The following is a 12996-nucleotide window of genomic DNA, read 5'->3' as shown; positions in this document are numbered from 1 at the left end:
TTGCGCCCGTGGTCCAATGGATATGACGTAGGCCTCCGAAGCCTGAGATCCAAGTTCGATTCTTGGCGGGCGCGCCATTATTTACTTTTTTGTACATAATTTAGCAGTCGTCATACTGTTAATTAACCAAAGAGCCACTTGATGGCTCTTTTTTTTGAAACTAAGTTTGACTTTCTTTGACTTTTTGTTTGAATTTGTTTATCATGTGGTTAATACGGTAACAGTAAAAATGAACACATCCGAATAGCCAATTCAAGGAGGTTTTCCACGTGAGTTATATCCCTATGGTAGTAGAACAGAGCAATCGCGGCGAGCGCGCTTATGACATCTATTCCCGCCTGCTGAAGGACCGCATCATTTTCCTTGGAACAGAGGTCAATGACGTGGTTGCCAATTCCATCATCGCACAAATGCTATTCCTGGCTGCTGAAGATCCGGATAAGGATATTCACCTGTATGTGAACAGCCCCGGCGGTTCCATCACAGCAGGCATGGCTATATTTGATACAATGCAGTACATTAAACCGGATGTTTCCACTATCTGCGTGGGCATGGCCGCTTCCATGGGAGCTTTCCTGCTGAACGCCGGTGCCAAGGGCAAACGTTTTGCACTGCCAAACAGCGAAATTATGATTCACCAGCCTCTGGGCGGTGCTCAAGGCCAGGCTACGGATATCGAAATCCGTGCCCGCCGCATCCTCAAGCTGCGCGACAAGCTGAACCGCATCCTATCCGAACGTACCGGCCAGCCGCTGGAACGGATCGAGAAGGATACGGACCGCGATTACTTCATGACTGCTGCTGAAGCAGCTGAATATGGTATTGTCGATAAAGTTATCGAGAAGACATTGCCTACAGGCGTATAACAGAAGCAACAGCCAAAAGGCTGCCGGGACCCAAAGCGGTCCCGGCAGCCTTTTTTTGTGCGGTTCTATCGATTGATGCCTATGGATTAAGGAAATCTATTTAATACCCCAAACGGCCATACCCCAGGCCATCCAATTTGTCTGCAATAACCCGGTAGCCTCGCCCATTCGGATGAATATGGTCAATAAACAGCAGGCCGCGCTCGTTGCCGGCAAACTCACTATAGATGGAGGCAAATCCGCAGACCCGGCTGCTGTAGCCTGAAGTATACCGGTTGAATTGCCGGACCCAGTCCGTAGCTTCATCGACTTGCGGATAAGGATTGTAGAGTCCGACAATGCGGATGATATAGGGCCTCGGCATACCTGCCTTGAGCTGTGATAACGTGCCCATGATGTCGCTGATGTTCCGTTTGCAATTGCGCAGCGCTTTCTGGAGCAGTGGTGACAGATCACCAGGGCGGGTGCCTGCCGCCTTAGCGGCCTTGATCAGATCATTGCCACCGATTGATATCGTAATCAGATCAGCATCGCTGACCGCCAGCCGGAAGTTGTAATCCGCTTTAAGACGCTGCTCCAGCCCGTCTGTTGTCAGCCCATTTACGCCTAAATTGGTTAAGCGGATGGGCGTACGCAGGCGCGCCTCCGCCATTCTGCGGTAAACCGGAACAAATCCGTTACCGGGCAGCGCTCCGAACCCCGTCGTCAGGGAATCACCAATAGCGGTGTACTGATAGCTCATCCAATCTCCCTCCCATCCATTAAGCTGCTTTCTTTGTTTAGCTTATGAATGGAGCGGGCACCGGGGAACGGCGGGTACCCATAACCCGCATTGGCGGAGCTTCTGATACCGGTCATATTCAGAATCATCTAAAGTTTATATGGTAAGTACTTTAGGATTCGTATTTATACAGCTGCGGATTAATGAAATAATGATCCGGTAAAGGGAAGTTTTATATTCTCAGGACTGGGGGATTCTATGAAAAGATTCCTGCTCTTCATCTTAAGCGGACTTATCCTGCTGATGGTCTCAGGGTGCAGCGGAAAGGATCGCTCTGCTGCTGCAGATGATCAAAAAACAGCTGCAGATTTCGTGAGATCAATGGGATGCCATATCATTACTAACGAGGGGGAGACCTCAAGGTATACTTTAGACAGAGAGATGCTTAGGGAATACTACAATATGCAACTATGGGGAGTTCAAAAGGAAGAACCCGAATCCTATCTTGGAAAAGAGATCGTCACGTATGGATTCATTGTAAGCGGTCATCCGCTTGAGAAGAAATATGCTTCCATTTACAAGGAAAACAACTATGACACCTCTGTAATGGTTATGCTTGTGGACGGCAAGGTGATCGGGGGCGGTTCAACTCCTAAGAGCAAAAATAAGCTTCTGGTATTGGCGGGGGGATATTATGCACTAAATGGGGATGATCTGGGAACGGTCAAAGGATTGAGTTATGCGGAATGGCTGGAGGAGTGGACTAAGAAATACCGGCAATAACATGAATTCAAATATGCCCCTCCGGCTCCCTGGTACAGAGCGAAGGGGCATTTCTGATACGCCTAGGCTTACGCCATCGTTACGTCACTTCAGCGTGCAAACGGACTGCTTCCATCCGGCAGCATTTCCTTAAAGGTGAATGTGAACTGAGGGAACCCGGCAGCATAAGCTGTATACTCATATAACTGGAAGAATAACACTACCTTGCCTTCCTTCAAATAAAAATACTTCTCTGTATTCAGCCCGGTGAATCCGCCGAGATAGCCTCCATCCGCTTTGATAAGCTTGGTCAGCTTGGCGTTCAGCTCTTTTTTATAGTTAGGGTTGGCACCGAACAGGTCACCCAGCAGGAGACGTTTGCCATCCTTCATCGAGAAGGTGAAGGCATTGCGGTAGGTCATCCCATGCGCACCGCCGGTATAGCCGTATTGTTGTGTGACCAGGCTGAGTACACCGTTCTGATTATAGGTAACGACATAGCCGCCTTCAAATTCGTACGGACGGTCATCCTCCGATTTGTTCGCGATTTGGTTCTCGGCATCTGCCGCATACTTAAGGATCGTCTGTTTAATCATATCATTGATCTTTTTCTGGGCTTCCGCGTTTGCCAGACCGCTCACCTGGGGGTAATCCAGCTTGATCGGCGCATCTTCCCGTTCCTTAATGTAGCTCTCCGTCTTAATGGTGATCGCATTCTGTACCTGCTTCATCACATTGAGCCGTCCGGAAGACGCGTTCCAATCACCCTTATAACCGAGATAATCAGTTAGCAGATCGAATGGAACATACAGGCGGTTATTTATGTTTTTCCCTTCATAATCTCCAAGGAAATAGTTATTCACTGAAATGGAAATGCCGTAATCCGAGACCATCAGCTTGGTCAGTGTGTTACCTTTACCAATCGAGTAGATTTTGTCTGCCTTATCATACGACACTGGCATGTTCAGGCTATCACGCAGGAAGCTGACAGGTACCCATACCTTTCCGCCGCTATAAATCCCGGTCTGCTGTGTAATGCTTCCGTTCCACTTCAGGACAACCTGCGATTGCTCCGCCTTAGCTACCGTTTTTACCGCTGCAGCCTGACTAGTCCCAGCCGGCAATATTCCTCCGCCAAGCAGCAAACCTGCTGCCATCATTCCTGCACCCCATTTGCGGGCATGTTCCTTCGATATAAAATTCATGAATGATTTCCCCTTCCGCTGGTACGATGATTATCTTGGTTGTAATTCCATATGACCCGGAAGCTTAACATCCCGGTCCACTTTTACTATTATAGTGAAAACAGAAGCCGCTATTGTTACAATGACGCTTACAGTTTCTTAAGTTTTCCTGGCCATTTTAAAGGGTCTTGTTACATTTCTTTAAACAAAATGAGAGATTTCATATCTCCCCAGGATCTGATTCCGCTGAAAAAAAGGCCCTGCTGCGCCGTAACGGCAGTAGCAGAGCCTCCAATATTCTGTTTCTTATTTCAGTTCGTAAACAACGTTAAGCTGTGTGGAAACCTTAACTTCACCAGGTTCTACAGATGTCCCGCCGGCTGTATCCGCAGCTGCTTTACTCATGGCTGCATTCTCCATGTAAATGACCGGGTTGTTGCCGTCATCGTTCTGGATAACCGTAACAACCGAGCCGAGACTGCGCTTAGCTGCTTTTGCAATTGCTGCCGCTTTTGCATCGGCGTTAGCCATCGCTTTTTCAATGACCTGAGCTTCAAATGCCGAAGGATCTTCAATCGCAAACTGTGCATTACCGATGTTGTTGGCACCCGCTGTTGAAGCAGCATCCAGCAGTGCGCCGACTTTTGCCAGATCACGGTAAGCTACCTGCAGGGTATGCTGTGCGATATAACCTTTCACCTGCTGTCCGTCTTTTTCACTATACGTGTAGTTAGGCTGTACGCTGAATTGTGTGCTCTGGATATCCTTGTCGGCAATGCCCCAGGTTGTCTTGAGCAAAGAGGTCAGCTTGGCGATTTTGGCTCCGTTAGCCTTTTGCGCATCCTGTGCCGTTTCTGCAGACGAAGTCACACCGATCGACAGATATACGATATCCGGCTTGATGGCCAGTTCGCCTTTGCCTGTTACGCTGACAATATTTCTTTGGATATCCTCAGCCGCGTAAGCCTTTTCAGGACCTTTAAACACTCCGCTAAGCCCCATTCCCCCTACAATCAAACTTCCTGCCAGCAGCACCGCTCCGAATGATTTGCCCCATTTCTTCATGCTTGTTATCCCCTTTCAATTCTTATTAATGTTTGGTACCCTCTAGACGGGCCTGTTTGGTAAAAGTTGCATCTGTTGCAGCACTTCCGGAACTTAATTTTTTAATTATTATTCCCTTAAACCCGTTGTCCGGCATACCTGGGCAAATAAAAAAAGCCCCGAAGGGCTTTTTGTCATACGGAATAAGTAAGTCTGGCTAGAAATCTTATTGGTTCTCCAGTTCTTCCTTACTAACAAGACTTGTCAAAGCGGTTACAGCTTGATCCGCATCGGCGCCATCCGCGCTAATATAAATCTCCGTGCCGGAACTGATCGCCAGGCTCATAATGCCCATGATGCTTTTGGCGTTAACCTTTTTATCGTCTTTTTCCACGAAAATCTCCGACGAAAACTTGTTGGCTTCTTGCACGAACAATGCTGCCGGCCGAGCGTGGAGCCCCGTCTTCAACCGTACAACTACCGGGTGCTTTGTCATGAAACGCTTACCCCCTATTTGAGATCTGCCCAAAAATTTCACATTAATTTTATAATATTATATCATTATAACCGCATCCACACTAGAAAAAAAATAATCAGCCTCCGCGGACTTTATCCGCCAGCTCATCAATTTTGCGCAAACGGTGATTTACTCCCGATTTACTGACCGTTCCCTTGAGCATTTCGCCCACTTCCTTGAGATTAATGTCCGGATGCGCCAGTCTGATTTCCGCAACCTCGCGGAGCTTATCCGGCAGACTCTCCAGACCCACCTCGCGCTGCAGCAGCTTAATGTTCTCAATCTGCCGTACCGCAGCGCTGATCGTTTTGTTCAGGTTAGCCGTTTCGCAGTTGACGATCCGGTTCACGGAATTGCGCATATCGCGCATAATCCGCACATCCTCAAACTTGAACAGCGCTTGATGCGCACCGATCAGGCTCAGGAACTCGATGATCTTCTCGCCTTCCTTAATGTATAGAATAAAGCCTTTCTTGCGCTCTATGCAGCGGGCGTTCAGGTGAAATTCACCAGCCAGCTCCACCAGCGCTTTGCAGTGCTCTTCATACATGGAGGCGATTTCCAAATGGTAGGAGGAACCCTCGGGATTGTTCACCGATCCGCCGGCCATAAAAGCTCCGCGGAGGTACGCCCGTTTGCAGCAGTTCTTCCCTACGATCTCCTCATCGATCCCATCGGTAAAGATGAAGCCTTCGGAGACAATCCGCAGGTCCTTCAGGATTTCCTGCACGCGGTTTGGAATTCGGACAATATAGACGTTATTCTTCTTCAAACGCATTTTTTTACGCACGAGCAGCTCGATATGGACCTGGTAATATTTCTTAAGCAAAGAATATACCCGCCTTGCAATCGCGGCGTTCTCCGTCGAGATGTCAAGAACCACCTTTTTGCTCGAAAGCTGCACAGAACCGTTCATCCGGATCAGCGCTGACATCTCTGCCTTCTCGCAGCATGGCTGGCTCTCCACCATCGTCAGCTCTTTTTTGGTAAGGGCCGCAAAAGACAAGGGGCTCACCTCTTTCATGTTCATTAAACCTTGAATCTATCTGGATATCCAGTCCTCCACCAGCTGGTAGATGTGATGACTGAGCTTATCCGTATCATGCCTTAAATAGGTCTTGAATAGTACCAGCTTATCTGCAATAACCTTATAGCCGTTGCCGTCGAGCACGTCGCGGTCAAGCAGCACCGGTCGCGCACCCTTTTCGGCGTATTTGACCTGTACCTGCTCCGGAATCTCCCCGTCGTTGACAATAACATAATCGAACAAATGCAGGCCGATATGGTCGTACACGGCTTGAAGATGGTCGCTTACGGTGTAATTGTCGGTCTCTCCAGGCTGGGTCATCACATTGCAGACAAAGATTTTGATCGCTTTCGACTCCACAACGGCTTCCGCCAGCTTCGGTACGAGCAGATTGGGCAGAATACTCGTATACAAGCTGCCTGGCCCGCAAAGAATGGCGTCTGCATTCCGGATCGCCTCCAGCGCCTCCGGCAGCGGTTCCACATCAGCCGGCTCCAAAAAGACACGTTTGATCCGGCCTCCGGCTTCCGGTATTTTGGACTCTCCGGTAATAATGGTACCGTCAGCCATTTCAGCGTGCAGCACAACGGCATCACCCGCAGCGGGCAGTACCCGTCCGCGGACGGCGAATACCCGGCTAAGCTCACGGACAGCGGTGACAAAATCACCGGAGATGTCCGTAAGCGCCGCCAGAATCAGATTGCCGAGGCTATGCCCGGCCAGTCCTTCTCCGGTGCTGAAGCGGTATTTCATAATCTGTTCCATCAGCGGCTCTACATCGGCCATTGCTGTCAGGACGTTGCGGATATCACCTGGAGGCGGCATTTGCAGCTCGCTCCGCAGAATCCCGGAGCTGCCTCCGTCATCTGCCACAGTCACTATTGCTGTGATATCGAGCGGCTTTTCCTTCAACCCGCGAAGCATGACAGATAGTCCCGTACCTCCGCCCATAACGACGATACGCGGACGTTTGTCTTGTTCTTCAGCCACAATTGACCCCTTCTCTCGTTAATGCCGATCACGCTCGGAATCCCGATGGCTGACCGCTACCGTCTCCGTCTCACTGACTCCCAGCATCTTGCCCAGGTACTCTGCAATGGCTACCGAGCGGTGTTTGCCACCCGTGCACCCGATGCCGATAATAATCTGGGATTTGCCTTCCTTACGGTACTGGGGAATCAGGAAATGAAGCATATCCAGCAGCTTGGTCAGAAAAACTTGCGTTTCAGGCCATTTCATTACATATTCGTAAACATCGCTGTCTTGGCCAGTCTTGGGCCGCAGTTGATCCACATAATGCGGATTAGGCAAAAAGCGAACATCAAACACGAGGTCTGCATCAATCGGAATACCATACTTGAATCCGAACGAAGTAATGTTAACGGAGAGTGTACTTTTTCCAAGATGAGAAAATCTTGAAACGATCTTCTCCTTAAGCTGTACAGGCTTCATACTGCTTGTGTCCAGACAGAGAGTAGCCGAATTCTTCAGCTCCTCCAGCATTTGGCGCTCCAGGCGGATGCCGTCAAGCGGCATGCCCTTCGGAGCGAGCGGATGATGCCGCCGGCTTTCCTTGTAGCGCTGCACCAGCACGGAATCCGTGGCGTCCAGGAACAGAATTTCGCAGCCGATCGTTGACTCGTTCTTGATATAGGTTAGCGATTCTGATAAAGCTGTAAAAAACTCCCGCCCACGCAAATCAATTACAAGCGCTACCTTGGCGATCTTCCCCTTCGACTGCTCAATCAGCTCGGCGAACTTCGGAATCAGCACCGGCGGCAGATTATCGACACAGAAGAACCCCAGGTCCTCCAGACTTTGTACAGCAATGGTTTTGCCTGCACCCGACATGCCCGTAATAATGATCAGGGTGGCACCAGCCGCTCCGGATTGCTCCAATTCGGTCATGAAAGCGTCCCCTCCCTAAGAATAGTATATGAATAATTCCAGTCTATTAAGAACGCAGCAGCAGACCCGCCGCACCAATAATACCCGCATCGTTTCCAAGCTCGGCCGGCACAATGGTAACGCCTTTTTGCAGCGGCTCAGGAGCCAGCTTGGCGAACACACGGCGGACCTCATCAAACAGAATGTCGCCAGCCTTGGATACCCCGCCGCCAACGATAAACACTTCCGGATTAAGCACAGCCGCTACTGCAGCCATCGATTTACCCAGGTAGAATGCTGCACGGTTAACGATACGCAGAGCGACTTCGTCGCCGGCCTTGGCAGCATCAAATACTTCCTTCGCAGCAATCTTCTCCACCATGGAGAGCGAGGTGCGGTCTCCGCGGGCTACAGCATCATTAGCCATGCGGATAATGCCGGTAGCAGAGGATACAGTTTCCAGGCAGCCCATGTTGCCGCAGCCGCACTGAATGGCTTCCAGATCAGGCACAACGGAAATGTGGCCAAGCTCTCCGGCCAGACCGGCGAAGCCCTGGTATACCTTGCCGTTAATAATGATCCCGCCGCCGACACCGGTTCCCAGCGTATAGCAGACACAATTCTCGATGCCGCGTCCTGCGCCGCTCCAGGCCTCGCCCAGTGCAGCCACATTGGCGTCATTGTCTATTTTGACAGGCTTGTTAAGGCGTCCTTCCAGAATAGAACGGATCGGCACATCTCTAAATCCTATGTTAGGCGCAAGAATGATGATTCCTTCACGAATATTCGTAAATCCGGCCAGGCCTGCTCCTACACCGGCAAGCTGTTCCCAAGAGTACGGGGATTCCTCTACAATCTGGCGCACATACTTCTCGATATTATCGATAACGGCATCGACGCCATCTGCAGTCCCCGTAGGTCCCTCAAAAGTGTGAAGCAGGGTTCCCTCGGCATTGCAGATTCCAACTTTAATCGTGGTTCCACCTAAATCCACGCCAACGTAGATAAGTTCAGACATGTAACAAGCCACCTTTTTCTATGCTAAAATAGTTAATCCTACGTACCCACTATAATAGAAGCATACCCTGCGGTCAAGGAATGGTGACACACCCGGGTGTATCATTTTTCCTAAGCACAGAATAAACAAATCCGGACAGGCTTCAAAGAACACTTGCAGCGCCCTCCCCAGTCATATTAACGTTGTATGCGTTACCACCAAAATCTATGACTTGATCGTCCCGGCACGCTCTTAAACCCGAATGAACTCCTCCGGTTAGAAAGCGCACAAAAAGGCGCGATCTGTCTTGCATCGCACCTATTGCACTTCTGTAAAGTTGTGGCCTTATTCCGACAATATCCGTTTCTGGCCTTCCAGCGCGCGGATCGGGGCGATATTCTGGGTAAACTCCAGTGTGCCCATGTAGCGGCCCGCTTCATCGCGGACAGCGAAATAACGGATATAAATAAACTTATCCTTTATAGCAATCCAGAAATCCTCTGCATCCTTGCGTCCCGCCTTGAAGTCCTCCAGCAGCTTCTCCACCACATGTACGCTTTGCGGCGGATGACAGTTCTGAACCGTACGGCCGATAACGGCCTTGGTCCGGGCGAAGATCCGTTCTTTACCATGCGAGAAATAGCGGACAACGTCATTTTCGTCAATGAAGGTTAAATCCACCGGCAGATGGTTAAGCACAGTCTCCAGCTGATGGAGCGACAGCAGTCCTGTTTCAAAGCGGATAAAGCCCTGCGGGCTTTCGCCTGCGGATTCTTCCTGCACAGCGGCTCCTTCCGGTTCAGCAGCACGCTCGGGGATCCACTCCTGCTCCGGTGAGGTCAGGCAGAAGCCGATCTCGTCGCTTTCCCGGGCGATTTTGACCCATTCGTCTTCGGTCAACTTATCGAGCGCCATGGGCAGCAGAATATTCTCTTCCTTAAAGATCATCTCGTTTACTTCCTTGATGATTTCAGCTAACTGGGCACCGATCTCTTCCTTATTCCCGCTGTATTGGCTAAGCGCCGCTTTGGCTGCTTTGATCATGGCCCGGATGCCGTCATCGACTCCCCACATCACCTTGGTCGGACCGTAAATCCCATACTTCTCCAGATAAGGGAACAGCAGATTCTCCTTGCGGCTGTAATGCTTGTCGAGATCCAGCAGCAGGCTGAGATCCTCCAGCAGCTTAAAGATGATCTCTTCGCTGTCATTCTTCAGAAACTTGCCGGCATGCAGCTCCAGACGGAAATTCACCAGCCGCTCAATTTCGCGGTTCTCCAGCTTGAAGGTATGCACCGGATGGCCCGGCTGCTCCTCCGGCTTCGAGGAACGGTGGATCTGTTCGATCGAGCCCTTGAAGATGGCCGTATGCACCGAACACAGCCGCTGCACCTCTGCTACCGGAATGCCCTCCTCTGTCATCAGCGAGTGCTCCATTGCGGAAATCTCCGCCACCGTCACATCGCCCACTGCTTCTGCAAAACGCGCTTTGACTTCCTCTACACTTTTACCGGCATGCAGCTCTTTAATGATCTCCTTGAGCATCGCCTGGCGGCGGGTCTGTTCCGGTACGTCCACTTCACGGTTATTGATCAATTCACTCATTGGTATCGCTCCTTATTATCCGTATTAATTGCTCTATTCAAGAACCTCAAAACCATGGCGTTTAAACGTCTGCCGCACGGTATCCGGGTCCATTTTCCGAAGCTTAATTCCCTTCGACAGGGTCATGAACCGGCCTGCTGTCTGCAGCATCCCCGGCTTCGCAATATCCTGAAACCCCAGCTCCACCATAATGCCGGTAACCTCAGGGTGTCGGCTTACCAGCTCGAATATGGATTCATCCATTCTCAGCACTTTGTTCATGTGCACCATTCCTTTTTAATGAGAATCCTTCTCAACAACAGCTTAGCATAGGCCCTTAGAACGAATAGTGATTGCAATCACTAAGTTTTAAAAAGAAGCGGCTACGCCTCCGGACCCGATGACCAGATAAAAAAAGCCGTCTCCCACAGCCTTTACAGCCCGGGAGACAGCCTAGTATTTCACCTGTTAGGTGAGCTGGTTCATTGATTCTTGAATGCCGTGGGAAATCCGCATGCTGCAGAAGTTCGGACCGCACATCGAACAGAAATGCGCCGTCTTGGCTCCTTCTGCCGGAAGGGTCGCATCGTGATACTCCAGCGCCCGCTCCGGATCCAGCGCCAGATGGAACTGGTCGCGCCAGCGGAATTCAAACCGTGCTTTGGACAGCGCATTGTCACGGTCCTGGGCACCCGGATGACCTTTGGCCAGATCGGCAGCATGGGCAGCGATTTTGTAGGTAATCACGCCTTCGCGCACATCATTTTTATCTGGGAGCCCCAGATGCTCTTTGGGAGTCACATAACAGAGCATCGCCGTTCCGAACCAGCCGATCATTGCTGCACCAATTGCTGAGGTGATATGGTCATAACCAGGAGCAATATCCGTGGTTAACGGGCCCAGTGTATAAAAAGGGGCTTCCCGGCAGATGTCCAGCTGTTTATCCATGTTCTCCTTGATTTTATGCATCGGCACATGACCGGGACCCTCTACCATAACCTGAACATCATGCTTCCAGGCGATTTCCGTAAGCTCTCCCAGTGTTTCCAGCTCAGCGAACTGGGCTTCGTCATTGGCATCGGCAATGGAGCCCGGCCGCAGTCCGTCGCCCAGGGAAATGGCTATGTCGTAGGTCTTCATAATTTCGCAAATGTCCTCAAAATGCGTATATAAGAAGCTCTCCTGATGATGGGCAAGGCACCATGCAGCCATAATGGAGCCGCCCCGGGAGACAATACCGGTCATTCGTCCGGCCGTAAGCGGAATATAGCGCAGCAGAACACCCGCATGAATGGTAAAGTAGTCCACACCTTGCTCCGCTTGTTCAATGAGAGTGTCACGGTAAATCTCCCAGGTCAAGCTCTCAGCTTTGCCGTTTACCTTTTCAAGTGCCTGGTAAATCGGAACGGTGCCGATCGGTACCGGAGAATTGCGGATAATCCATTCGCGGGTGGCATGAATTTTTTTACCGGTGGAGAGATCCATTATGGTGTCTGCCCCCCAGCGGGTGGCCCATCTCATTTTCTCCACTTCCTCTTCGATGGAGGAGGAAACTGCGGAATTACCGATATTGGCGTTAATCTTCACCAGGAAATTACGGCCGATTATCATGGGCTCACTTTCCGGGTGGTTGAGATTAGCAGGTATGATTGCACGTCCGGAAGCTACCTCATCCCTCACAAATTCAGGATTCATGTTCTCGCGGATCGCAATATATTCCATCTCCGGGGTAATGATTCCCTTCCGCGCATAATGCAGCTGGGTCACATTGGTACCTGGACGCGCTCTTAAAGGCCGCCGCTGTAATCCCGGAAAGCTCTCTGTCACGCAGGCGGCTGTTTTCCCGTTTTCCTCCTCCTGCGGGGCTGCTCCCTCGTACTCCTCCGAATCCCCTCGTTCTGCAATCCAGGATAAACGGTGAGGCGGCAGCCCTTTTCGTATATCCGTTTGTTCAACTTTATCGGTATATAACCCGCTCGTGTCGTATACACGCACCGGCGCATTGATTTCTTCGCCTGCGCTTCCCCTGGTAGGGGTAAGACTAATCTCACGCATCGGGACTTGGATGTCCGGGCGTGAACCCTCTACATAGATTTTACGGCTTCCCGGAAATCCCGAGAGATTTACGTTTTCCTGCTTCACTGTTCCTGGCATTTTTTCTCCTCCTCAGATTGTTGGGTGAACAACATGGTCTTTGAATAAGAATATGCAGCAAAAAAGCCGCTCCACCTGGAGCGGCTTTATCTGGGAACAGCCAAAGAAGGCTATACGAAATAAAAGTCCGGCTCCACTTTCCTACGCTGGTATGATCCAGATCAGGTTCAAGGGTCCGGAAATTCACTTTTTCCGTCTCAGCCAATTCAGGCTCCCCTAGTGGGCATCTTATTAAATTACATTAAATCTACTC

At 50.5% G+C, this 12996-nt stretch carries 13 protein-coding genes, 1 tRNA gene and 1 riboswitch; of the genes, 3 read left to right on the top strand and 11 right to left on the bottom strand.

The window, feature by feature from the left end:
- The first annotated feature begins 2 nt into the window (after positions 1 to 2).
- A tRNA-Arg gene (locus tag QU597_RS00890) sits at positions 3 to 77 on the top strand.
- Positions 78 to 269: 192 nt separating this feature from the next.
- A complete protein-coding gene (gene clpP / locus QU597_RS00885; RefSeq protein ID WP_054943364.1) occupies positions 270 to 866 on the top strand; it encodes an ATP-dependent Clp endopeptidase proteolytic subunit ClpP in 597 nt (198 codons plus the stop codon).
- Positions 867 to 966: 100 nt separating this feature from the next.
- On the opposite strand, the gene QU597_RS00880 is transcribed toward clpP, so the two are convergent.
- Positions 967 to 1608 carry a GDSL-type esterase/lipase family protein gene (locus QU597_RS00880; protein WP_310830951.1) on the bottom strand — a complete coding sequence of 214 codons (642 nt, stop codon included), beginning with the start codon at positions 1606 to 1608 and terminating at the stop codon, positions 967 to 969.
- Positions 1609 to 1845: 237 nt separating this feature from the next.
- Here QU597_RS00880 and QU597_RS00875 point away from each other — a divergent pair, with 237 nt between their 5' ends.
- Complete coding sequence (locus QU597_RS00875; protein ID WP_310830950.1) at positions 1846 to 2370, top strand: hypothetical protein; 525 nt, start codon at positions 1846 to 1848, stop codon at positions 2368 to 2370.
- An 89-nt stretch (positions 2371 to 2459) separates the two neighbouring features.
- Here the strand turns inward: QU597_RS00875 and QU597_RS00870 are convergent, their stop codons facing one another.
- The 10 genes from QU597_RS00870 to thiC all read right to left on the bottom strand — a co-directional run bounded on the left by QU597_RS00870 (position 2460) and on the right by thiC (position 12743).
- A complete protein-coding gene (locus QU597_RS00870) occupies positions 2460 to 3554 on the bottom strand; it encodes a PdaC/SigV domain-containing protein (protein WP_310830949.1) in 1095 nt (364 codons plus the stop codon).
- 285 nt (positions 3555 to 3839) lie between these two features.
- On the bottom strand, positions 3840 to 4598 hold the full coding sequence (locus QU597_RS00865) for an SIMPL domain-containing protein (protein WP_310830948.1): 759 nt from the start codon (positions 4596 to 4598) through the stop codon (positions 3840 to 3842).
- Between the two features lie 205 nt (positions 4599 to 4803).
- Positions 4804 to 5073: an HPr family phosphocarrier protein gene (locus tag QU597_RS00860; protein WP_019914358.1), complete on the bottom strand. Its 270-nt coding sequence runs from the start codon at positions 5071 to 5073 to the stop codon at positions 4804 to 4806.
- Positions 5074 to 5170: 97 nt separating this feature from the next.
- On the bottom strand, positions 5171 to 6100 hold the full coding sequence (whiA, locus tag QU597_RS00855; RefSeq protein WP_054943369.1) for a DNA-binding protein WhiA: 930 nt from the start codon (positions 6098 to 6100) through the stop codon (positions 5171 to 5173).
- A 36-nt stretch (positions 6101 to 6136) separates the two neighbouring features.
- On the bottom strand, positions 6137 to 7111 hold the full coding sequence (mgfK, locus tag QU597_RS00850) for a gluconeogenesis morphogenetic factor MgfK (RefSeq protein WP_502572713.1): 975 nt from the start codon (positions 7109 to 7111) through the stop codon (positions 6137 to 6139).
- A gap of 18 nt (positions 7112 to 7129) precedes the next feature.
- Entirely contained in the window at positions 7130 to 8029 is a 900-nt protein-coding gene (gene rapZ / locus QU597_RS00845) for an RNase adapter RapZ (protein ID WP_236336472.1), read from the bottom strand.
- A 46-nt stretch (positions 8030 to 8075) separates the two neighbouring features.
- Positions 8076 to 9026, bottom strand: coding sequence for an ROK family glucokinase (locus QU597_RS00840; protein ID WP_206102732.1), 951 nt, complete (start codon positions 9024 to 9026; stop codon positions 8076 to 8078).
- A 324-nt stretch (positions 9027 to 9350) separates the two neighbouring features.
- Complete coding sequence (locus QU597_RS00835; RefSeq protein WP_310830947.1) at positions 9351 to 10610, bottom strand: DUF438 domain-containing protein; 1260 nt, start codon at positions 10608 to 10610, stop codon at positions 9351 to 9353.
- Between the two features lie 33 nt (positions 10611 to 10643).
- Positions 10644 to 10871, bottom strand: a complete 228-nt coding sequence (locus QU597_RS00830) for a DUF1858 domain-containing protein (RefSeq protein ID WP_310830946.1) — start codon at positions 10869 to 10871, stop codon at positions 10644 to 10646.
- A 186-nt stretch (positions 10872 to 11057) separates the two neighbouring features.
- Positions 11058 to 12743 carry a phosphomethylpyrimidine synthase ThiC gene (thiC, locus tag QU597_RS00825; RefSeq protein ID WP_310830945.1) on the bottom strand — a complete coding sequence of 562 codons (1686 nt, stop codon included), beginning with the start codon at positions 12741 to 12743 and terminating at the stop codon, positions 11058 to 11060.
- Positions 12744 to 12864: 121 nt separating this feature from the next.
- Positions 12865 to 12971: riboswitch (TPP riboswitch) on the bottom strand.
- Between the last annotated feature and the right edge of the window lie 25 nt (positions 12972 to 12996).

Origin of the sequence: Paenibacillus pedocola (genome assembly GCF_031599675.1) — a bacterium.
In the GTDB taxonomy this organism is placed as follows: Bacteria; Bacillota; Bacilli; order Paenibacillales; family Paenibacillaceae; genus Paenibacillus_AQ; species Paenibacillus_AQ pedocola.
Note: the sequence above shows the minus strand (reverse complement) of the source record. Positions and strands in the feature narration are given on the sequence as shown.